This window comes from Thalassovita sp. (genome assembly GCF_034670005.1).
In the GTDB taxonomy this organism is placed as follows: Bacteria; Pseudomonadota; Alphaproteobacteria; order Rhodobacterales; family Rhodobacteraceae; genus Thalassobius.
The window spans coordinates 53,001-73,596 of record NZ_JAXMOH010000003.1 but is presented as its reverse complement, the minus strand read 5'-3'; the positions used below and the strand labels follow the sequence as shown (position 1 = coordinate 73,596).

Sequence of the window (20,596 nt, the reverse complement as noted above, 5' to 3'; positions counted from 1 at the left end):
AATATAGTATGAAACGTCGTGACCTTATTGTGCTTGGGACTGCCGGTCTGGTTTTTTCGGGGCTGCCTGCGCGGTCCGAGCCGTTGGAGTATTCCGACGGGCTGTTGCAGCAACATCTGGCCGCAGGAGACACGGTTTTCCTGGATTTCAAGGCCAGTTGGTGTTCGACCTGCGCCGCACAGGAGCGGGTGTTGACCAAACTGAAAGCGGATAACCCCGAGTACGAGGCGCATATCACCTTCATCAATGTCGATTGGGACGCGTTCGGCCAGTCCGATCTGGTCAAGCGTTTGCGCATCCCGCGCCGATCCACATTGGTGGTTCTGAAGGGCGATCAGGAATACGGACGGATCGTGGCACAAACAAGCACCGCACAAATCCAACAGTTGATGGACGAGGCGCTGGCGCTGGGTAAAAACGGCTGATCACGGGTTTCTGAAACCGAAGGGGCGACGCACTGCGCCGCCCCTGATTTCCCAGTCCCTGCGGGGATCAGCGCCGTTCGATCGTGTACAGCGACCCGGGCTGTAGCGGCCCGCTGATCACGGTTTCGGCACCGTCAATCCAGCGAATTCGCGCTTCGGTGACTTCGGTCGCATCGCCCAGCCCGAAATAGGCCCGCGGCGCGTCAAAGGACATGAAACCGCCGCCGAGCTGAATTTCGCGCGACCGGGTCCGGCCGTTTTCATCGGTGACGGTGATCTTGGCACCGATACCGTCACGATTGCCGACGAAATCACGCAAAGCAAAGCCGACGGCCTGACGCTGTGCATTGTTACGGAACAGTTGCAGCGGCCCGTTCACCGTATGGGTCAGCAGGTCCTGATCGCCATCATTGTCGATGTCGAAGGACGTGGCGCCAGCGGTCATCAGGTAATCTTCAAGCCCGGAGGGACCAGAGGCTTCGGTGAAGTGCCCGGTCCCGTCATTTTCGAAATAGAGATTGGAGGGCGAATTTTCATTCGGCACCCATGTGCCGTTGGCGATGAACACATCCTGGTCACCGTCATTGTCGAAATCTTCGAATTTGGTGTCCCAGCTCCAGCCGCCGATATCCAGACCGCGATCTTCGGCGGTGTCTTCGTAGGCGGTACCGTTCCATTGCAGCAGCACGTTCTGATGCAGGATCTGCTGCAGGCTGGCATCGATTTCGTCCGGGGAAGGACGGCGGGTTTCCTTGAAATGCAGGTCGCAGAAACTGCGCGGTACCGGCTGATTGGCCGGGATCAGGCCACAGATCGATTCATCGTCTTTCTGGATTGCCAGATCCTTGATCAGCATCGCCTTGCATTCGGCCTGATAGCGACCGGACAGTTCGGTGCATTTTTCGGCATAGTCCGGGTCGAACTGATTGCCCGAACGATACCAGCGCTTGATTTCCATGTTCTTTTCGCACAGCGCCCGGTCCGCGTCCCGTTTGATCCCATCACAGTATTTGTGTTGGTCCTGCATCTTGAGAATCTTTGATGCCTGCCGCGACCGCCCGGCAATTTGCGCCAGATAGATTTCGTTCTGCCCGTCGCCGGTCAGATCGCCCACCTTGATCGCCATCGTGGTGGTGGTGGTGTGCGGAATGATTTCATCGTCATAGGTGATCGGTTTGAACCCGCCCTTGCCGTCGCCGAGATAGAAATAGTCCGGCACATCGAAATCATTCCCGATCAACAGGTCGGTCAACCCGTCATCGTTCATATCGGAAAACAGAACGGACAGGGTTTCACCGGGGATGCCGGGCAGGTCGGTGAAATGTTCGCCGGTCAGTGTGCCGTTTTCATTCCAGATGATCCGGTTGCGCGATTCTTCTCCGGGAATGCGGCGGTACCAACCTGCGGTCCAGTTGCCTAGGGCGATATCGAGATCACCGTCGCGGTCAGGATCGGAAATCGCCATGGTCATGGTCAGCACGGCGTTTTCGCGATTGGCCACCGGCATCGGCGGTTCGGTCCCGAATTTTCCGTCGACATTGCGCAGCACGTAATTGCCGTGCCGGTAGGAGGTCAGGAACAGGTCGGGCCAGCCGTCATTGTCGATATCGGCCAGCACCGCGTTGAACATCGGCATATCAGCCAGTTCGCCGAAATTCGTATCGGTCCGCCTGAACTGGCCGGTGCCGTCGTTCTCAAAAAGGTAGATGCCCGCTTCGGTCGAGGCGATCGCAACGTCAAGATCACCATCCTGATCAATATCGGCGCTGGACACGGCGCGGCCTTCCCAGAACGGGGGCCACATGTCGCGCAGGCTGAATTCCAGCGGTTTGTCGATCCCGGCTTCCCAGGCTTCGATCCGGGTGAACCCGGTTTCGCCTGCAGGCGAAGACAGGGCAAAGGCGGTGGCCTGAATGGTGATACCGTCGGCATCCGGGCTGGTGACCTTCCAGGGCATGTCGTCGGCCTGTGCTGCCGTACCGATCAAGAGTAAACTAGAAATACCAACTTTGAGTTGTGAAAGGAAGACACGGCGAAACTGGAAAGGTATCTGCACAATCGAATACATTTAGGAAAACCCTTCTTTGTTGAGAAATCTTTGTGCCTAGATTAAAAGACATGTTGAGAGAGCATTTTGAAGTTTCTTAGCGGAAAGAAAAACCAAATGAAGATTCATCTAGCATCCTTTGCTGATGGTGCATTTCATCAAAGAAAAGTCAACTTTCGCTTGAATGCAGAAGAGTTTGGCGCATTTGACACAATTTCAATCTATGATAAAGCATCGCTGCCGGAAAATTTTGCAAAATCGCATGGCAACTACATGACTAATACAAAACGTGGTTTTGGATATTGGATATGGAAACCAGTTGTTATTTTAGAAACGCTACAAAACGCCGATCCTGACGATTGCATATTATATACTGACGCCGGTTATACATTAAACCCCGAAGGGAAAAAAAGGTTTAGTGAATACGTGGAATTGACCATGGATAGTAAGTACAAGATGTTATCGTTTCAAAACATGGCGGTTGAATCACATTATACCAAAGCTGACCTAGCGAGTCGCTTGGGCCTCACAATTAACAGCACTGATATGAAAACCACTCAATTAACAGCAAACATAATGCTGCTTAAACCGACACTAGAGAATATAGATTTAATTCGAGAATGGATAGAAATAGGTATAGAGAAAAATTATCACTATTCGGATGACAGCCCCTCAGAGACTCCTAATCATCCAGAATTCAAAGAACACCGCCACGATCAGAGCATTGCAAGTTTACTAAGAAAAATGCGCGGGACTCAGACCATTTATATGGAATCGTCTCCGCAAAACAGAAGTTTTGAAGCTTTGAAGAAAGATCTCCCTGCGTGGTGCACCCGCCGGCGTGAATAGCGGGCTTTTTCTTCACTATTCATTCGATACTATTCAATATCTGGCACTGCCAGACCGGCCCGAGTTATATCCTTAAACGATTTTCGTCTACCATGGCCGAAAACACGGCAGTAGCCTGTTACATTCGAAGCAAAAACTTCGACATCTTCGAAACCAGCAACCTCCATCCACGCACCCAAACATTTTGCCGAGGGTACAAACCAATTCCAACCGCTTCTATTCAGATCAGACTTGTTGCCAGATCCATTTGGAATGTTGCTATCAAATCGACAAAACTGACCATCATCAAATATACCGAAGCTTTCCACAAATATATCACCGCCATCATGAAGTCGGTTATATAGACGGCGCAATCCTAAAACAGGATCAGACAAATGATATACGACACCGGGAAAATAGATTGTGTCGAATTTGCTTTCTTCGAAATTGTACAATGAAGTTGCTGACACTTCTACATCATTGAAACCATAAATTTCACAGCAAAGAGATTTCGCAGCGTAAGCATATTTTTTGACTTCTTCAATTGCGTGTACTTTTTTAGCACCCAACATTTTCAGAGTCAGTGTAGTACCACCCGTCCAGCATCCGACATCAAGCACATCCCTATCTTTAAAATGTGAGTCTTTTATACCAAACCCTTCATAAAACTCAGAAATCAACATTAGATGGCGGTCTTTCATCTGACCTGGCACGTTAATATCTTCGGCAAAGCGATGATCGTGGCCCCAAACAAATTTGATTGAAAGATCCCTCTGTCTTTCAGAAGACTTATACCCTTCTATTGCGAAATCCACCGAACCAATCTGGGATAAAAGCTCTTCAGCCTTGGTGCGCTGCCCTTCGGTACCAATTTCATAAGTAGTTTCAAAAAGGGATTGAAGCTCATCGCGACGCGTTAAAATATTTTTTTTATGGTCCGCACCCGGTTCAATTACTTTCATGTTTCAGTTTCCCGCACCGATTTTGAGCAAAAAAAGACAGCCCGTACCTATCTAGGTTCTGAGCTGTCTTCAACTTAAAGCTAATAAATACTATCCTTTTTCGGCTTCTGCTTTAGCTTCAAGCTTCTCAATCCTTTGGTGCAGCTGATCGATATAGATATGGGCTTTTTCCAATTCATTAAGCATACCACCAATCTTCATTGAGAGGTTCATCGGACCTTCTTCTTCGGTTGGACCCACCGCCGGAAGATGACTTTTTTCCCACATGTATTGAGCATGCTCGGAGATTGAAGGCATTTCATAGCTGACATCAAACACACGGTCACAACCGCTTGAACACGATCCCGCAGTGATGATTTCGCCTGAAATTTCCAAATTGCCGTCAACATCCAATCGGAACTCGGTTTCGTTAGCGCCACCTGGCGCAGTTACAATTTGGAAAGCACCAGAATCGTTAAAAACATTCCACTGACGGCCTGTGTTGTTACCAGACGCAACCGAAGTGTCGATCAAACTCGCATAAACAACACCGTTATTAACCAAGCTCAACATATGACGTTGCGCGTCTGCAGCATTGGTATTTTCAACCAAAATGTGAGGCGTCACAATATCAGACGCACCAGTTTCTTTTACATGCAAATTGGCACCAGGACTCGTACCGGCCCCCATCCCGATATCGCCATCGCTGTCGATATAAAGCGCGTTGGTCGGCGCACTGGGTTTGATCCGGAACGGCAGCGTCGACCCATTCGTCGCATCACGAATGAAGAAGTTGGTTTCGTTGGCTGCCACGTCAAAGGTTTGCGATGCGAAGCCCGAAGACCCGTCCTGTGCCAGACGCAGGGTCGGGGTGTTGCCACTGACCACATGAATATCGACCACCGGGGTCGAGGTGCCGAGGCCAAGACGGCCGCCATCGTCCACAAACAGCGAATTCGACGGGGCGTTTGCTTCGATGGTGAACGGGACTCTGCTGTGAGAAATATCTTCGATCGAGAATTTGTTGGCACCGCCATTGCTGCTGTCATTCGCGGTCAGCTGCCAGTCGTTGTTCGGGAAGCTGGAGGAGTTCGACGTATCGTCGAATTTGATCCGTACGTTGTTTTCCTTCAGCCGGATGGTATCGAAGCCGAAGCTTTCGCCATTCACGCAGTCGAACCCGACGCAGAGCGATCCGGTGATAATCACGTCATCATTGAAAACCTGATCGGCCGAAGCGGTGCTGGCCAAGGCAACGATGGCGCTGCTCGCCATCAGCTTGAGTGTGTTGCTGTATAATTTTGTCATCGGTCCAGATACTTTCTTTTCCAAATTGCGTTGACGGATGAAAGACAGCTTAGCCGTCATCCTCCTTGATTTCGTCTGGTGTGATGATCACACCTCGGGCCACGGTGAAATATCCGCTCATATAGAACGGTTTCAGCATGGAATTTTCGGCTTTCTCGCCACGACCGTTATCGACCGGATTTACAATCTCGACCTTCTCCTCGGTCGCCGCTTTCAGCTCATACCGATAAATTCCATCGACCACGTCGCGGCCGGAAAGCTGAAACACCGGCGTACCCGAGTCTGCGCTGATCGAAGAGACTTTGCCATTCGGGGTGGAAATCGTCATGGTCGCATTGCTCAGACCATTCCAGTTTTCAAACCAAACGGCATTTGAATTATGCTGCTGAACGGGCTCTGGTTCGGCTGCGACAAGCGGGGTCGCGCAAACCAGCGTCGCACCTACAAGCAAGTGGGACAAAAACCGATTCATATGCAGGCGCCTCCTGATGCAAATTTCTTTAGAACAAAATACAAGGTAAAAATATAGTTACAAACCGGATTGTATCGAAAAACCTTTTCAATTGAAACTTTTTTTAACCTTACGTTAATTGCATGTGTTCAAGCTCAATCACTGACAAAGCGGAATCCAGACCGATTAGGCTTTGAAACTTGTAAACCTTATTGCAAATTGGATTTTTTCGCAGCCAGTTGCTGCGCTTCGTTGATCTGGCCGGGTGTCATACGTTCAGACAGCGCCGAACTGATCCGTATCGCATCGGACATACCGGCCGTTCCCGCCAGAATCATCCACATCTGGCCAAGCACGTAGTCCTGTGGCACCCCCGCGCCTTCGAAATACAGAAGTCCCAGATTCAGCATTGCCGGGGCAAATCCCTGTTCGGCAGCGCGTTGCAACAGCCCCGCCGCCTGAAACCGGTCTTTGACCGTCGGTTCTGTCTTGTGCATCAACAGCCATGCCATTTGAAACCGGCTAACCGGATCGCCCGCCTGAACCGCCTGACGCAGGATCGTCAGACCCTCTTCGCTGGTATCGGGCGGGGCCAGACGGGTGTCATAGACCGGTTGCAGCGCCTGAGACTGCGCTTCGTCGCCGCGCCCTCCCCGACGGTACAATTCGGTGGCCAGCGCTTCGTTCACCTCGACCCCGAAACCGTTTTCATACATCACGCCCAGATTTGTCATCGCCACCGTCAGACCTTTGTCGACAGCGCCGGAAAACAATTTCACGGCGCGTTCGTAATCCTGTTCAATTCCATCGCCACGCGCATAGAGCAGACCCAGATTGTTCATCGCCCGGGCATGGCCCCGCGATGCCGGACCTTGATAAAGCTGCAGCGCGCGGGCCAGATCCCGTTCGACGCCCAGACCGTTCTGATACAGAACACCCAGACTGACGGTCGCGTCGTCGTGGCCCTGTTCGGCGGCGCGGGCATAAAATTCGGCGGCCTTGGCCGGATCGGCGGTGCCGTCCACGCCGTTTTCCAGCGCCGCCGCGTAATCATACAGGAATTGCGGATTTCCCGATTCCGCCGCCGCGGCCAGCCATTTCAGCGCCTGCGCCCCGTCGCGCGCAACCCCCAGCCCGGAAAAGTAATATTGCCCGAGCCGGTTCATCGCACCGGCATGTCCCTGATCAGCGGCTTGCTGCAACAGATCGACCGCACGGGAGAAGTTTTGCAAAACGCCGCGTCCGTTGTGGTAGCGCATCGCAAGGGTGAACTGCGCCCCGGCGGTCCCGGATTGCGCCGCCTGCTGCAATCTGTCGAGAGGAATGTCGGCCCAGTCCGTTGCGCTTTGTCCCACGGCAGCGGCGGCGACGCAGATCGCGATCAGCGCCGGTACGAGGGGACGCAGCGGTTTCATTTTTTCACCTCGTCGCTGGACATGTTCCGGATCTCTTCGAAATATGCACGGGCCATGCGCTGCGCCTCGGCGATCTGTTCAGCGGTCATCAGATCGGAAATCACTCCGCGCATCTTGGCGGCTTCGCCATAACCACTGGCGGCAGCAATGTTCAGCCATTTATGCGCCTGCACATAATCCTGTTCCAGCCCCTGCCCCCTGGTCAGCATCATGCCGAGATGAAACTGAGCTTCGACATCACCAGCACGTCCCGCCGTTTCGAACAGTTCCGCCGCCTGCAGCAGGTTTTCGCCCGAATCCAGATACCATTTCGCCAACGCGGTCTGTGCCGGGCGGACCCCCTGATCGGCCTGCATCCTGACCCAGTCGAGCGCGGCCATGTCACCGTCCTGTGCCGCAACCATTGCCCACGGCACCGCGTAATGCGGTGCGGCCAGCCCGTCGAGTTTCCCTGCCCCGGCCAGATGCCCCAACCGCAACGCAACGCTGCTATCGCCTTGTGCCAGCGCCTTGCGATACAGCCGCACCGCTTTTTCCAGATCGGGCACATCGCCAATACCCTGATCCGCCATTCGCGCCATGGCGGCCGTTGCAGGTCCGAAATCGTCATCCGACGCCCGCTGGAACCAATTCCAGGCCCGGCCCGGATCGGCAGGAAGGGTATTCCCGGCCAGATACGCCTTGCCCAATTCAAAGGTCGCCTGAGTGTCGCCACGCTTGGCCGCCAGTGTCAGCCAGCGCAGGGCTTCGTCGGCATTGGGTTCGACAGTTTCGCCGATAACGTATTTCAGTCCCAGGGCGCGTTGCGCGACGATCATGCCGTTCTCGGCGGAGCGGCGCAGCCAGTCCACGGCAGCGGACTTGTTCTGCGCCATGCCGTTGCCAGTATCCAATGCGACAGACAGGAAAAACTGCGCTTCGGTATGCCCTTCTTCGGCGGCCGAGCGTAGCCAGCGAACCGCTTCTTCGGTGTTCAGCTTGGTGCCCCGGCCACGCGAATACGCTTTGCTCAGCTCGTATTGCGCCTGAACATTGCCGCCTTCCGCAGCCGCCAGAAACCAGTTGAAGGCTTGTTTCGGATCGGCTGGGGTTCCCAGACCGGACAAGTAGAGTTTGGCGAGATAAAACTGCGCATCGGTCTGCCCACGCGCCGCGGCGTTCGCAAATAGTTCGACCGCGCGTTCGGGTTGATAAAGCGGATCGCCGTCTTGGCCGGACACATAGATCCGGCCCAGCAGGGTTGCCGCTTCGGCATGGTTTTGGTCCACCGCTTTTTCGAGCCAGTCGCGCGCCTTCATCATGTCGCGCGGCCCGCCCTTGCCTTCCAGCAGGACCCGGCCGTAGCGGTATTGCGCCAGCGGTGTGCCAACCTCTTTGGCTTGACGCTCCAACCCCTTGCGCACGAAAACAAAATCGCCGCGCTGATAGGCCTGTTCGATTTCCGCCATCGTTGGCATCGCGTCAGGCGCGGTTTCGGCAGGATTTTCGGTGGCAATGGCGGCCGCGTCAGAATCCGGCGTTGCCTGCGCTGTCAGAATGCCGGGCAGGACCAGCAAGACGGGAAGAATGATTTTCAGCTTAAAATTGCCCATATGCCAACAATGTCCAGAATCTAAGTGAATGAAGAATTGGGGCTCTAAGCGCCCGCAATGGCGACCCTAGGACCTCTGCCTGTCAAATTCAACGATGCAGTCAGATGGCCGCGCGCAGCACCCACAAAATCGCCGCCGCGCTGCACAAAGCCGCGCCAAAAGGCAGTTTCCGGGTCGCCAGGGACGTGCCCCGCCTGCGCCTGTCGACCATATGGTCCAATCCGGCACCGGCCAATGCACCAAGGGCTGCAATCAACACCAGCAGCGGCAGATCCAGCGGCCCGGAAAAGGCGCCAAGCCCCGCCATCAGCTTCACATCGCCCAGCCCCAGCCCTTCGCGTCCGCGGATGGCGTAATATCCCAGCCGCAGCGCCAGAAACGCCCCCGCCCCCAGCCCGGCCCCTATCAGCGCCTGATCCAGACCGCCGCCCCGGGCAGCGATGCCCAAGGCGGTCAGAAACAACGTCCCAGTCAGCAGATCGGGCAGCCGATACCATTGCAGATCGCAAAGCGTCAGCGCCAGAAGCAGCCACAAGAAAACTGCCGACAGCCAGATATCGGCGGGTCCACCGCCCGCCAGAACCGCCAGAACCGCCGCGCCGGTTGCGGCGATTTCGCTGTATAGCGTGACCGGCGGGATCGCAGCACCGCAATGGCGACAGCGCCCACGGGTCGATACGAAAGACAGCACCGGTACCAGATCGCGCAGGCGCAACCGGGCATCGCAGCGGCGGCAGTGGGACGGTTTGACGATGACGTCTTCGCCACGCGGCAGCCGGTCGGCAAGCAGCGCCAGAAACGATCCCATGAACGGAGCGATCAGGATCAGCAGCAGCGCGGAAAAGCGGGGGTCGGGCAAAGGAGCGGTCCAATCGGTGATGCCACCGTTTTAAGCGGCGGTCTGCGCATTTGTCCATTGCCGCACGGCGCGGCGGGCTTATACAACCGTGGACATTTGTGAATGCCTTTCCCTATCATGCCATAAGCAAAAGGATCGACCGCTCATGACATTGCAGACCGAACCGATGCAAAAGACCCGCCAAACCGGCGAAGAAGGCTTTTCCCTGCTGGAACTGATGGTCGTGGTGGTGATCCTGTCGATCCTTGCGCTGGTGATCGTGCCACGTGTCATCGACCGCCCCGATCAGGCCCGCGCGGCCCGTGCCAAGACCGATATCGCCGCCATCGCCAGCTCGGTGAACCTGTATCGGCTGGACAATTTCCGCTATCCCAGCACCGAACAGGGATTGCAGGCGCTGGTCACCCGACCCACCACCGACCCGGTGCCGGAAAACTGGGCCGGGTACATGGACCGGCTGCCGGTCGATCCGTGGGGCAAGCCTTATCTCTATCTGCAACCGGGTGTGCATGGCGATTTTGATATCTTTACCTATGGTGCCGATGGCACCGCTGGTGGCGATGGCGCGGATGCGGATATCGGATCATGGGATGTCAAATAGATCCACGTTACCGCATGTGCAGTAGCACAGCGCCGCAACGCGTGCCGGAGGCCGGTTTCACCCTGATCGAGCTTCTGATTACGGTTGCCATCATGGCGATCCTTGCGGTTGGGGTCAGCCTGTCAGCGGCACGGGGACCAAAGGAACGGTCCGATCTGGCGCTGTTTCGAGATCAGTTCAACACCGCAAGGGCAATGGCCATTGCCGGAGGGCAGAGCCGCGGACTGCAGCTCGGGCCGCGCGGGCTGCAACTGGCGGAACGGACCGCGACGGGTTGGCAGATATCGGACCAGGTGCTGCGCTGGCGCGGCCGGGTGTCGCTGCGGGTGCCGTTCGATACCGACGCCGGTGGCCGCGATACGCCCGATCTGGTTGTTCTGGCGACCGGGCAGACCACGGCATTCGACATTTCCTTTGCGGACCGGGGCCGGGTGGAAAGCTGTCGCTCGGATGGCTGGACGGGGTTGATATGCGACGCAAACTGAAGCGCGACACCGGTCTGACCCTGTTGGAACTGATCATTGCGATTGCGGTTCTGGCGATCGGTAGCATCGCCGCGATCCGCGCCACCGATCAGTCCCGCATCGCCATCGGCGGTGAAACACCGCGGTTGCTGGCCCGCATCGCTGCCCGCAACCGGGCCGAGGAACTGCAATTGCTGGGCGCTGCTGCCGTTCTGCCCGCAACGGTGGTTCAAGGTGGTCGGACCATCGCGCTGAACGTTGCCACAGAACCGACCGCGGGCGGGTTGGTGCAGGCTACCGTCACCGCGCGGACCGGAACCGGGGAAGGGGCGCAACTGATCCTGTATCTGCCGCGCGCGGTGATGCGATGACCCCGCGCGGCGCGGCCACCCGTGGCCTGACCCTGATCGAGCTGGTGCTGGCGATGGCGCTGTTCGCGCTGGTCGCGGTGATGGGGGCGCAGGCGCTGACCGGGATGATCCGGATGCGCGACGACCTGTCGGCCCGCTCTGGCCGCGCCGGTGATCTGGCGCTGGCCACCGGGCTGTTGCGGGCAGATCTGTCGGCCGCTCTGCCGATGCTGTTCTATCCGCCGGGTGGGGCCGCGCCACAATCGGCGCTGCGATTTCGGCAGGGAGTTTTCGCCATCACGGTCGGCGGTCAACCGGTTCTGCGCCCGGGGCCAGACGGGATATTGCCCGATCATGCCAATATACGGGTCGAATACCGGCTGGAGCCATCAAATCAGACCCTGTTTCGGCGTAATTGGGCCGCTTTGACCCCGGCCCGGGCAGAGGCGCTGTCACCCGAAACGGTGGTCCTGACCGGCGTGACCGGATTGCGCCTGCGCAGCTACTGGGACGAGACCGGTTGGATCGACGGGGTGGCACCGCCTGCCGGGGTGCAGACCGGGAACGAAGCGAGTAGCGACGGCGACGTAGCCGGACCAGCACCGGAAGTCTATTCCGACACCCTGCCAGATGCGGTCGAACTGACGCTGGACACCGAAAACTACGGCAGCGTCACCTTGCTGGAGGCGCTGAAATGAAGGAGCGCGGCTTCGTTCTGGTCAATGCTTTGGTGATCGTGGCGGCGTTGACGGCGGTGGCGGTGTTTCTGTTGAGCCGTGCCGAAACCGGCCGGGTGCGGTTGCTGGCCGGGATCGAGGCCGAGCAGCTGGCGCTGAATCTGGACGCTTACGAAGCCTGGGCCGTGACACTGCTGGCGCGTGACGGTGATCCGGTGCGTGATCATTTGGGCGAAGACTGGGCCAATGCCGCCGCCGATCTGCCGCTGGCGCGCGGTCGGGTCGCCGGGCAGATCACCGATATGCAGGGTCTGTTCAACCTCAATTGGCTGGCCGATCCGGATAACCTGTTGGCGCGGGATGCCTTCGACCGGCTGCTGGCGCGGATCGGTGTGCCGTCAAATGCGGGGACCGCGATCCGCGACCTGCTGCGCCCGGGCGGGCCGGAAAACCGCGATGCCTATCTGCGGCTCGATCCGCCGCTTGATCCGGTTGGCGGCAGCCTGTTGATGCGCGATCAACTGCGCGCGATACCGGGCCTGTCGCCGCAGGTTCTGGCCCGGTTGACCCCTTATATCACCGTGATTCCGGGCGATAGCAGGCTGAATGTCAACACTGCATCCGAGGTGATACTGGCCGCATTCCTGCCCGATCTGCCCGCTGCCACGCTGAACCGGATCGTGACCGAACGGGACCGCGAACCGTTTGCATCGGTCGAAGACTTCATGACAGCCGCGGGGCTTGCCCGTCCCGAACAAGAACAGGACACGGAGGGCGGGGACGACCCCGATCCAGCTATCCTGAGCGGTGATCGGGTGGCGGTCGGGTCGGAATGGTTCCGTGCCGATCTGACGGCGCAGCTGAACGGGCGCAGTGCCGAACGGAGCACGGTGCTGCGCCGGGGGCCGCCGCCGACCCGGCCCGAAATCGCGTGGCGGGTCAGCCGCAGGCCATAACCCATTGCAACCGCAGGCCAAGCCCGGCATCCTGCCGCAGATCGTCAACCTGAACTGGACCCGTCGTGACAGCCACAGCGCACATACCAGATACCAACGCGGATTTTATCCGGCTGGGCTCAGGGACACCCGGCGCGCGTCAGGTCGCGCTGGTGCCGGGCGTTGAATTGCCGTTGTTCACACTGGACCTGCCCAAGGGGCTGCGCGGGCAAGCGCGTGAACAGGTCGCGTTGCGGCAATTGGCGGATCGCGTCGGGCTGCGTGAGGGTACGGTGGAAATGCGCCCGTTCATGGCCGGGGCAAAGCCGGACAACTGGACCCGGGTGCTGATTTCCGACCCCGACCGGATGGCGCAGTGGCGCGCGGTGCAATGCCGTGCCGTGCTGCCCGATTACCTGTCCCTGCCCAGCGCCGATGGCGTCTGGACGGTACAGGGCGAAATGGTTGACGGTACAGAATTGATCATGGTGCGGCTGGGCCCGCCGGACGGGTTCAGCGCGGTGCCGGATATTGCGCTGAGATTGCTGCGCCAGGCGCTGAACGGACCGAAACCGCGCGCCATTTTGCAATTGGGCGACCCGTTGCCGGGGTTGGCGGATCTGGCGGCGGAACATGCGGTGCCGCTGGTAGATAAGGTCGAAGATATCGGCGGTATCGGATTGCCCCTACCGCAGGTTCTGGCCCATGATGAATTGTCCTGTGATCTGCGCAATGATCCGATGGCGGCGCGGGCGCGACTGGCGCGGCAGGTTTTGCCGTGGCGCTGGCCGCTGCTGATCGGGGCGGTTGCCGCCGCGCTATGGGCCGCCGCGCAGATCGTGGCGATAGAGCGGATCGAAGCGCGCATTGCCGGGATTACCGCACAGACCGAGACCCTGATCCGGCAGAATTTCGTGAAGTCCGGGCCGATTTTGGATGTCCGGACTCAGGTCAGCCGCGCCTTGGCCGAGGCCCGTCGCGCCGCACAGTCGGAAGGCGGGGAAACCGATCCTCTGGATTTGACCCGCCGTGCCGCCGAAGTTGTCGCAGCAGCCCGCGCCGAACCGGAAACGATCCGGTTCACCCCGGGCGAAGGATTATCCCTGATCCTGCGGCTGGCCGATTTCGCCGCCGCCGAACAGATCACCGCCGCCCTGATCGCCGAAGGGATGGACGCCACATTGGTGGAATCGCGGGTCAGCGATGGAAACAGCGGTGTGCGCACCGAAATCCGCATCGCGGACAAGGAGGTCACGCAATGACGGCACGGCTGATTGATCTGCTGCTCAGGCTGAGCCCACGGGAACGGGGTTTGCTGGGGCTTGCGGTCTTTGTGGTGGCGCCGCTAGCGGTTGCGTTTGGCCTGTTGCTGCCGCTGACGGAACGGCGAGAGGCCGCTGTGCGGACCGAGGCCGAGGCGATCGCGCTCCGCGATTGGGTTCAGGACAGGATTGCCGAACAAGCGCAATACGTCGTCGCCCCGCAGCAGCAGGCAAAACCGGCAATCGGGTCGAGCGGTATCGAACAACAATTGATCGACGCCAAGCTGCGCCGGTCGGTGTCCGAACTGGGTACGCAGGCGGGCGGCGTGGTCGAATTGCGGTTTGACGAGGTGGATTTCATCCGGCTGGCGAATTGGATGACCGCGGCGCATCCCGATTGGGGCTATGCCATCGCCAGTTTCCGGTTCGAAGCCAGCGACAGTCCGGGCAAGATCGCGGCCTGGCTGGTGCTGCGGCCGCAACGGGGCTAGACCGCGATCAAAGCCGTTTCAAACGCGAGTCTATCGCGGCCTTGCGCCCAGCCATCGATCCCAGCGGATCGAGATCGGGATCGTTTTTCAACAATTCCTCGAGCGCCGTCTTGGCCGCCAGCAGCATCTGTTTGCCCGCCTGGGTTTCGCCATCGCGCAACAATTGCTGCGCCAGTTCGTGCTGAGCCGTGCCCTGTACCGCCAGCGCGGCGCTGCGCGCGGTGCCTTTCTGGCTGTTTGCCAATCCACCGGCCAGTCTGGCGGCTTCGGCGAAATTCCCATCGCGCAATTCGCTATGGGCATATTCCAGTTGCAACCGTGGCCGCAACGGCCCGGCATCGTTCATCAGCCGCGCATAGCTGCGCTTGGCCCGATCATAGTTGCCGGTTTCCAGCGCATCGCGTGCCACGGCATATTGCGCCGCGAAGCCACTGCGACTGCCGGATCCTTCTTCGCAACTGCCCAGCAACAGAATCAGCGCGCCAGCAAGGCCGACCTTGATCATGGAGTTTGCCTGCATCTTATGCTCGTTATTGTTTGTTATTGTGTTATTGTTTTGACGAACCGTAGCATGATTTCGGCTTTGCGTCCATCTGGGACGCAACACCTTCACGGAATTGGGAAAATAGATGCGCCTGATCGCTGCCCTGTGCACCTTGCTGAGCCTTGCCGCCGCCGGTTTTGCCGGTCAGGCGCTGTGGCAGCAGGTCACTGCACCGGAAACCGCGATCACTGCGAAGCAGGACCAGACCACTCAGGCAGGATCGGCCACGCCCCCGGCCGTTCCCCGCGTGGCGCGGCATTGGCCGGCGATCTTTGGCGAACCGCAGCCACCGAAGCCGGCCCCGGTCGCGCAGCCGGTCAAAGCAGAACCACAACCGCCGAAACCGCCCAAACCCCCATTGGACAGCCTTGGCTATACGCTCAAAGGCGTGGTGCGGGCGGGGTCCGGAACATGGGCGATCCTGTCCCATCCCACCGGCGAGCAGTTGTTGCGGGACGGGGATGCGTTGGCTGAGGGGATCATAGTGGCGCGGATCGACGAGGCCGGGCTGTGGGTATCGCGGGACGGGGACGAACCCGAATTGTTGGCATTTCCCAAACAGCCCTGAACGATTGCCGGTGAGCCTGTTCTAACCGGCAACGATCGCCTGTAGATCGAAGATTGGCAGCAACACCGCCAGCACGATCACCAACACCATGCCGCCGACGATCATCATCAGCATCGGTTCCAGCAGAGCGGCGATGCGTTTGCGTTCGGTCGACAGCCGATGTTCGACCAGAACCGCCGCCCGTTCGGTCATCTGCGCCAGCCGGACCGAAGTTTCCCCGGCATGGATCAGTTGTCGCGCAACCGGTGGCAGGAAACTGAGCCGTTGCAACGCCGTCGACAGGCTTTCGCCCTGTCGCACGGCGGTGGCGACCTGTTGTCCCTGCGCGCGAAACCCGGCCACGGTCAGCACATCCACGGCGCTGTCCACCGCGCTCAGCACGGCGTGACGACTGCCCAGCACCAACGCCAGCGTGCGCATATATTGCACCGCTTCGGTCAACCGTTTCAACCGACCCAGGACCGGCAGTTTCAGGACCGCGCGGTCACGGATGTCTTTGAGCGCTTCGACCCGCGGCGTGGCCACGCCCAGCGCCACCAAAGCGGCAAAAGCCACGGCCAGAAACACCAGATGCGCCTGTATCCAATCCGACATGGCCAGAACGGTGCGGGTCAGTTGCGGCAACGGGCGGCCTGACATTTCGAACATCGACACGATTTCCGGCGCGACAGAGGTCATCAGGATGCCGCAGACCAGTACCGACACCGCCGCGACGAAGGCAGGATAGATCAGCGCGGTGGAAATCTGCGCCTTGTCAGTTCCCAATTGATCCAGATGATCGGCCAGTTCGGAAAAAACACCAGCCAGATCCCCGGCGGATTCGCCCGCGCGGATCGCGGCCAGAAAGTAGGGCGGGAACCCCGCACCGGTGCCATCGAGAGCCTCTGACAGCGCCGCGCCATCCATCAGCGAGGCCCGCGCCTGCGCCGCGACCGCATCCAACGCCGGATGGCCGCCAGTCCGCACCGCTTCGAGCGCGGCTTCCACCGGCAATTCGGCGGCCAGCATCACCGCCATCTGACGTGTGAATACCGCCTGCAAATCGGCATTCAGCCGATTGCGAAATCCCGATTTCATCCCCCCGGCAGAACGATCCCGCGCTGCCGAGACTTCGGCAACGAAAAGTTCCTGTCGGGCCAGTTGCGCCGCTGCGTCGGCTTCGGTTTCGGCCACGACGGTGCCGGATTTACGGCGCCCTGCCCTTGTATAGGCGGTATAGGCATAGGCCTTCACGCCACGTCCCCAACCACGCGCAGGGTTTCGGTCAGGCTGGATGTCCCGGCCGCCGCTGCCGCCAGCCCCTGCCCGATCAGGGTTTCACTGACACCCAGCGCCAGGGCCTTCATTTCGGTTTCGGTGGCATCCCGGTCAATCGCGGCGCGCAGGGTTTCGCCCACCTCGACCATTTCGAAAATTCCCATCCGGCCGGAATGACCGGACCCGCCGCAAGAATCGCAGCCGAAAGGTTCATACAGAACATCAGGCACCTCGATACCATGACGGCGGAACAGGTCGGCCTGATCCCCGGTCGGTTGATGCGGCCGGCGGCAGTCGGTGCACAGTTTGCGCAACAGCCGCTGCGCGATCACACCGCGCAGGGTGGCGGCGATCAGGAAATTGTCCAGCCCAAGGTCGCGCAGCCGCACGACGGCACCGATGGAACTGTTGGCGTGCAGCGACGAAAACACCAGATGACCGGTCAAAGCGGCCTGTGTCGCGACGCTGGCGGTTTCGGGGTCGCGGATTTCACCCACCAGAATCACATCCGGGTCTTGCCGCAACGTGGCGCGCAGACCGGCGGCAAATGTCATGCCGATATCGGCGTTGATCTGGCTTTGCGAAATGCCGGGCAGATCGTATTCTATCGGGTCCTCGACGGTGACGATATTGCGTTCGTCACGGTCGGCCAGCTGCAGCAGGGAATAAAGCGTCGTGGTCTTGCCCGCGCCGGTCGGGCCAGTGGCCAGGATGATCCCGTTGGGCAGCGCCGACAGCCGTTTGAGCAATATCTGCTGTGTTTGCGTCAGCCCCAGATCGGTCAATGGCATCAACCCCGCCGACCGGTCGAGAATCCGCAAGACGATCCGTTCGCCGTAATGACCGGGCAGCGACGACACCCTTGTGTCGATCATCCGCCCGCCCAACGTCAGCGGAATGCGCCCGTCCTGTGGCAGCCGGGTTTCGGCAATATCCAATCCGGCCATCACCTTGAGCCGCGACACGATCCGTTTGACCGGTACGTCGGAGCGATCCATCACTTCCTGCAGGAAACCGTCGATCCGCATCCGCACCCGAAGTCCGTGTTCATGCGGTTCTACATGCAGGTCCGACGCCCCGTTCAGCACTGCGCGTTTCAGCAGCCGGTTGACCAGCTGGATTACCGGCGCGTCGCTGGGATCGTCCAGCAGATCGCGTTGCCGGGCAGTGGCCGAGCTGTCTTCGAGATCGAAAAGGAGTTCGGGATCGGCCCCGGTTTCGGAATCTGCTTCGCCCGCGTTGTAAATCCGCGCCAGCGCGGTTTCGAACCCGGCCTGATCGCTTTCCTGCAAATCGACATGGGGGATCATGCCGAGGCGCCGCTGCGCTTCGCGCAGACCCAACTGGGTGACGGCGGGCCCGACGATCAGCCGCCCGCCATCCAGCACCACCTGCTGATCACGGGCGAACGCAAAGGGCAGCCTAGTTGCCAAACTGGATCCGGCTGGGGAGCGGCGGGAAATTTCTGCGTTGCGCGACATCATCAACGAATCCGGCATCAAACGGTTGGTTCAGGTCGACCCCGTCAAAGGGCAGCCCCCCCGACGGCGTTTTCGGATACTTTCCGTCATCCATGGGTTCGATGGCAAGGCTTGCTTTGCGTGCTTCGCGGGCGATTTTACGGCTCAGCTTCTGAGCTTCCTCTTCTGAATTGACCACTTGCGGGCGCAGCAGAACCAAAAGAACCCGCTGGTTCTTGGTGGCGTTCTTGCCGCGGAAAAGCCCACCTATGAGCGGCAGCTTGGAAATGCCGGGCACCCGCTGGCTGACCGAGCCGGAGCCATTTTCCAGCAACCCGCCAAGCAGGATCACATTGCCGTCGCGCACCAAAACGGATGTCGACAGCGACCGTTTCGAGGTGATTTCACCCCCCGAGGCCGCCTGCGACGAGGTCAGGTTCGACACTTCCTGCTTGATATCCATCCGCACGGTGCGGTCGGCGTTGATCTGTGGTGTGACATTCAGGGTCAGGCCGACATCCTGCCTTTCGATGGTTTGGAACGGATTTTCCACCGCGCTGTCGCTGACGGTGGAATAGGCGCCGGTGACGAAAGGCACATTCTGGGCGACGATGATTTCGGCTTCCTGATTGTTCAGGGTCATGATCGACGGGGTCGACAGCAGCCGGGTCGAGCTGGTCGAGGCCACGGCGGACAAGAACCCTGCAACCCCCCGGTCACCCTGCGACGGCACGCCGGCAATGATCCCGCCCGAGCCCGCGTCAATGGTGGTGCCATTCAGGACGGAGGCCACCAGATTGGTCAGGCTGGGACGGCCCTCCAGCGTGAATTGCGCCCCGCCGACCACGGCGTTATTCAGGATTCCGGCCCATTGCACCGCCAGATCGGCAAATCCGTCGACTGACATTTCAAAAATCACCGCTTCGACCAAAACCTGACGCGGGCGGCGGTCGAGATAGTGAATCATGCTGACGATATCGTCCATCCGGTCCTGTGGCGCGGTCACCAGAAGCGTGTTGGTCTGTGGTTCCGGCACGATATGGATTGGTACTTCGTTCGCGCCCTGCTGTTCGTTGGTAATGGCACGCAGCACCACATCCGCCAGCGCGGCGGCATCGGCATAGTTCAGCCCAACAGCGTGGCTGACGACGTTGTTTTGCTGCGTATCCAGACGCGATGCCAAGACCCGGATTTTTTCCCGCAGATCGGCAGAGCCGGAAACCACCAGGGCGTTCGAGCGGCGATCCACCGATAACGCCGCGCCGTCGGGCAGGATACCCATCGACTGAATCACCTGGGCCACTTCGGAGGCGTTGGCATTGCGCAGCCGGATCATCTGAATCGGTTCATCGCGCGGTTGGTCCAGACGGCGGATCAGCGCCTCGATCCGGCGGAAGTTCTGACCGCGGTCGGACAGGATCAGCATATTCGATCCCGGCACCGGGGTCAGGATCGCATCGGCGGGCAACAATGGCCGCACCACTTCGACAACGTCCTGCAATGGCGCGTTTTCGACTTCGATCACCCGGGTTTCATAGGTGCCCTTGCTGCCAGCGACATCGGGTCCCGAGGCAAGGCCACGCGCATTGCGCATGGCCACAATCCGGTCAGCGCCGGTGCCTTCGATCAGGGTCAGACCGTTAAGTTCCAGCACACTGAGAAAGACTTCGTACAGTTCATCCGGGGACATGTCGCCGGGGGCCAGAACCGTGACGGTGCCGCGCACTTCGGGGTCCAGAACAAAGCGGCGGTTGGTCGCTTCGGATACGATTTCGATGAAGCTGCGAATATCGGCATCGCGCAGATCCAGGGCCACCTGCGCCCGTGCCGGCTGGGCATCCAGCACCAAGATTGCCAAAGGACCAACGCCCGTTCCGAGCATCAGACCGAACGCGGCCAGAATAGGCCGGATCGACGCTAGAATTTTCATAACCTGCTCTCTCGTGCCGGGCAGATTTCCCTTGTCCCGGGGTTGTCTGCCACTTGTAATTTCATGACATCATAGCCGAACGGGCATTAAAAGGCACTCTTTTTGGTTGGAATCGGGTTGATCTGTGACTCGATGGCTACATCCCGCCCGCCGCTGGACAGGCAGGACCGTTGGCACGGACCGGTGATACC

Annotated in this window: 21 protein-coding genes; 10 read left to right on the top strand and 11 right to left on the bottom strand. The window is 59.2% G+C overall.

What is annotated here, in order from left to right; translation table 11 throughout:
- Positions 1-8 precede the first annotated feature (8 nt).
- A complete protein-coding gene (locus VOI23_RS07840) occupies positions 9-425 on the top strand; it encodes a thioredoxin family protein (protein ID WP_323783855.1) in 417 nt (138 codons plus the stop codon).
- 67 nt (positions 426-492) lie between these two features.
- Here the strand turns inward: VOI23_RS07840 and VOI23_RS07835 are convergent, their stop codons facing one another.
- Positions 493-2,382 carry a CRTAC1 family protein gene (locus VOI23_RS07835; RefSeq protein ID WP_323783853.1) on the bottom strand — a complete coding sequence of 630 codons (1,890 nt, stop codon included), beginning with the start codon at positions 2,380-2,382 and terminating at the stop codon, positions 493-495.
- Between the two features lie 207 nt (positions 2,383-2,589).
- Between VOI23_RS07835 and VOI23_RS07830 the strand changes: the two genes are divergently transcribed.
- Positions 2,590-3,321, top strand: coding sequence for a hypothetical protein (locus VOI23_RS07830; RefSeq protein WP_323783851.1), 732 nt, complete (start codon positions 2,590-2,592; stop codon positions 3,319-3,321).
- Positions 3,322-3,350: 29 nt separating this feature from the next.
- On the opposite strand, the gene VOI23_RS07825 is transcribed toward VOI23_RS07830, so the two are convergent.
- The 6 genes from VOI23_RS07825 to VOI23_RS07800 form a co-directional block, all read right to left on the bottom strand.
- The gene (locus tag VOI23_RS07825) at positions 3,351-4,262 is read right to left on the bottom strand and encodes a DUF1698 domain-containing protein (protein ID WP_323783849.1); all 912 of its coding nucleotides are present in this window, start codon (positions 4,260-4,262) and stop codon (positions 3,351-3,353) included.
- A gap of 90 nt (positions 4,263-4,352) precedes the next feature.
- Positions 4,353-5,609, bottom strand: coding sequence for a hypothetical protein (locus VOI23_RS07820; protein WP_323783847.1), 1,257 nt, complete (start codon positions 5,607-5,609; stop codon positions 4,353-4,355).
- Complete coding sequence (locus tag VOI23_RS07815; RefSeq protein WP_323783845.1) at positions 5,599-5,877, bottom strand: hypothetical protein; 279 nt, start codon at positions 5,875-5,877, stop codon at positions 5,599-5,601. The genes VOI23_RS07820 and VOI23_RS07815 overlap by 11 nt, the downstream gene beginning before the upstream one ends.
- Positions 5,878-6,209: 332 nt before the next feature.
- On the bottom strand, positions 6,210-7,415 hold the full coding sequence (locus tag VOI23_RS07810; RefSeq protein ID WP_323783843.1) for a tetratricopeptide repeat protein: 1,206 nt from the start codon (positions 7,413-7,415) through the stop codon (positions 6,210-6,212).
- Positions 7,412-9,007, bottom strand: a complete 1,596-nt coding sequence (locus VOI23_RS07805) for a tetratricopeptide repeat protein (protein ID WP_323783841.1) — start codon at positions 9,005-9,007, stop codon at positions 7,412-7,414. Before VOI23_RS07805 ends, VOI23_RS07810 begins: the two co-directional genes overlap by 4 nt.
- Before the next feature lie 100 nt (positions 9,008-9,107).
- Positions 9,108-9,866 (bottom strand): prepilin peptidase, encoded by a 759-nt coding sequence (locus VOI23_RS07800; protein ID WP_323783838.1) that lies wholly within the window; start codon positions 9,864-9,866, stop codon positions 9,108-9,110.
- Between the two features lie 145 nt (positions 9,867-10,011).
- Here VOI23_RS07800 and gspG point away from each other — a divergent pair, with 145 nt between their 5' ends.
- From gspG to gspM, 7 genes are all read left to right on the top strand, one after another.
- Positions 10,012-10,467, top strand: coding sequence for a type II secretion system major pseudopilin GspG (gspG, locus tag VOI23_RS07795; protein ID WP_323783836.1), 456 nt, complete (start codon positions 10,012-10,014; stop codon positions 10,465-10,467).
- A gap of 14 nt (positions 10,468-10,481) precedes the next feature.
- Positions 10,482-10,952, top strand: a complete 471-nt coding sequence (locus VOI23_RS07790; RefSeq protein ID WP_323783834.1) for a prepilin-type N-terminal cleavage/methylation domain-containing protein — start codon at positions 10,482-10,484, stop codon at positions 10,950-10,952.
- On the top strand, positions 10,937-11,302 hold the full coding sequence (locus VOI23_RS07785) for a prepilin-type N-terminal cleavage/methylation domain-containing protein (protein ID WP_323783832.1): 366 nt from the start codon (positions 10,937-10,939) through the stop codon (positions 11,300-11,302). Before VOI23_RS07790 ends, VOI23_RS07785 begins: the two co-directional genes overlap by 16 nt.
- The gene (locus VOI23_RS07780; protein WP_323783830.1) at positions 11,299-11,979 is read left to right on the top strand and encodes a type II secretion system protein GspJ; all 681 of its coding nucleotides are present in this window, start codon (positions 11,299-11,301) and stop codon (positions 11,977-11,979) included. Before VOI23_RS07785 ends, VOI23_RS07780 begins: the two co-directional genes overlap by 4 nt.
- Positions 11,976-12,914, top strand: a complete 939-nt coding sequence (gene gspK, locus VOI23_RS07775; RefSeq protein ID WP_323783828.1) for a type II secretion system minor pseudopilin GspK — start codon at positions 11,976-11,978, stop codon at positions 12,912-12,914. The genes VOI23_RS07780 and gspK overlap by 4 nt, the downstream gene beginning before the upstream one ends.
- A 65-nt stretch (positions 12,915-12,979) precedes the next feature.
- Positions 12,980-14,155 (top strand): type II secretion system protein GspL, encoded by a 1,176-nt coding sequence (gspL, locus tag VOI23_RS07770; RefSeq protein WP_323783826.1) that lies wholly within the window; start codon positions 12,980-12,982, stop codon positions 14,153-14,155.
- Positions 14,152-14,646, top strand: a complete 495-nt coding sequence (gspM, locus tag VOI23_RS07765) for a type II secretion system protein GspM (RefSeq protein ID WP_323783824.1) — start codon at positions 14,152-14,154, stop codon at positions 14,644-14,646. The genes gspL and gspM overlap by 4 nt, the downstream gene beginning before the upstream one ends.
- 7 nt (positions 14,647-14,653) lie before the next feature.
- Here gspM and VOI23_RS07760 read toward each other — a convergent pair whose 3' ends face one another.
- A complete protein-coding gene (locus VOI23_RS07760; RefSeq protein ID WP_323783823.1) occupies positions 14,654-15,166 on the bottom strand; it encodes a hypothetical protein in 513 nt (170 codons plus the stop codon).
- Positions 15,167-15,275: 109 nt separating this feature from the next.
- On the opposite strand from VOI23_RS07760, the gene VOI23_RS07755 reads away from it, so the two are divergent.
- Positions 15,276-15,758 carry a type II secretion system protein N gene (locus VOI23_RS07755; protein WP_323783821.1) on the top strand — a complete coding sequence of 161 codons (483 nt, stop codon included), beginning with the start codon at positions 15,276-15,278 and terminating at the stop codon, positions 15,756-15,758.
- Positions 15,759-15,779: 21 nt separating this feature from the next.
- Here VOI23_RS07755 and VOI23_RS07750 read toward each other — a convergent pair whose 3' ends face one another.
- Genes VOI23_RS07750 through gspD form a run of 3 tightly spaced genes read right to left on the bottom strand, consistent with a single transcriptional unit; the run spans position 15,780 to position 20,405 of the window.
- Positions 15,780-16,991 carry a type II secretion system F family protein gene (locus VOI23_RS07750; RefSeq protein WP_323783819.1) on the bottom strand — a complete coding sequence of 404 codons (1,212 nt, stop codon included), beginning with the start codon at positions 16,989-16,991 and terminating at the stop codon, positions 15,780-15,782.
- Positions 16,988-18,448 (bottom strand): GspE/PulE family protein, encoded by a 1,461-nt coding sequence (locus VOI23_RS07745; protein WP_323783817.1) that lies wholly within the window; start codon positions 18,446-18,448, stop codon positions 16,988-16,990. The genes VOI23_RS07750 and VOI23_RS07745 overlap by 4 nt, the downstream gene beginning before the upstream one ends.
- On the bottom strand, positions 18,438-20,405 hold the full coding sequence (gene gspD / locus VOI23_RS07740; protein ID WP_323783815.1) for a type II secretion system secretin GspD: 1,968 nt from the start codon (positions 20,403-20,405) through the stop codon (positions 18,438-18,440). Before gspD ends, VOI23_RS07745 begins: the two co-directional genes overlap by 11 nt.
- Between the last annotated feature and the right edge of the window lie 191 nt (positions 20,406-20,596).

Excerpts from the sequence above, each read along its gene's own strand:
- gspG (WP_323783836.1), top strand. The coding sequence starts at position 10,012 with ATGACATTGCAGACCGAACCGATGCAAAAGACCCGCCAAACCGGCGAA.
- VOI23_RS07820 (WP_323783847.1), bottom strand. The coding sequence starts at position 5,609 with ATGACGGCTAAGCTGTCTTTCATCCGTCAACGCAATTTGGAAAAGAAA.
- VOI23_RS07755 (WP_323783821.1), top strand. The coding sequence starts at position 15,276 with ATGCGCCTGATCGCTGCCCTGTGCACCTTGCTGAGCCTTGCCGCCGCC.
- VOI23_RS07815 (WP_323783845.1), bottom strand. The coding sequence starts at position 5,877 with ATGACGATTTCCACCCCGAATGGCAAAGTCTCTTCGATCAGCGCAGAC.
- VOI23_RS07840 (WP_323783855.1), top strand. The coding sequence starts at position 9 with ATGAAACGTCGTGACCTTATTGTGCTTGGGACTGCCGGTCTGGTTTTT.
- VOI23_RS07785 (WP_323783832.1), top strand. The coding sequence starts at position 10,937 with ATGCGACGCAAACTGAAGCGCGACACCGGTCTGACCCTGTTGGAACTG.
- VOI23_RS07760 (WP_323783823.1), bottom strand. The coding sequence starts at position 15,166 with ATGCAGGCAAACTCCATGATCAAGGTCGGCCTTGCTGGCGCGCTGATT.
- gspK (WP_323783828.1), top strand. The coding sequence starts at position 11,976 with ATGAAGGAGCGCGGCTTCGTTCTGGTCAATGCTTTGGTGATCGTGGCG.
- gspD (WP_323783815.1), bottom strand. The coding sequence starts at position 20,405 with ATGAAAATTCTAGCGTCGATCCGGCCTATTCTGGCCGCGTTCGGTCTG.
- VOI23_RS07835 (WP_323783853.1), bottom strand. The coding sequence starts at position 2,382 with ATGCCCTGGAAGGTCACCAGCCCGGATGCCGACGGTATCACCATTCAG.
- VOI23_RS07780 (WP_323783830.1), top strand. The coding sequence starts at position 11,299 with ATGACCCCGCGCGGCGCGGCCACCCGTGGCCTGACCCTGATCGAGCTG.
- VOI23_RS07825 (WP_323783849.1), bottom strand. The coding sequence starts at position 4,262 with ATGAAAGTAATTGAACCGGGTGCGGACCATAAAAAAAATATTTTAACG.
- gspM (WP_323783824.1), top strand. The coding sequence starts at position 14,152 with ATGACGGCACGGCTGATTGATCTGCTGCTCAGGCTGAGCCCACGGGAA.
- VOI23_RS07830 (WP_323783851.1), top strand. The coding sequence starts at position 2,590 with ATGAAGATTCATCTAGCATCCTTTGCTGATGGTGCATTTCATCAAAGA.
- VOI23_RS07810 (WP_323783843.1), bottom strand. The coding sequence starts at position 7,415 with ATGAAACCGCTGCGTCCCCTCGTACCGGCGCTGATCGCGATCTGCGTC.
- VOI23_RS07790 (WP_323783834.1), top strand. The coding sequence starts at position 10,482 with ATGTGCAGTAGCACAGCGCCGCAACGCGTGCCGGAGGCCGGTTTCACC.
- VOI23_RS07805 (WP_323783841.1), bottom strand. The coding sequence starts at position 9,007 with ATGGGCAATTTTAAGCTGAAAATCATTCTTCCCGTCTTGCTGGTCCTG.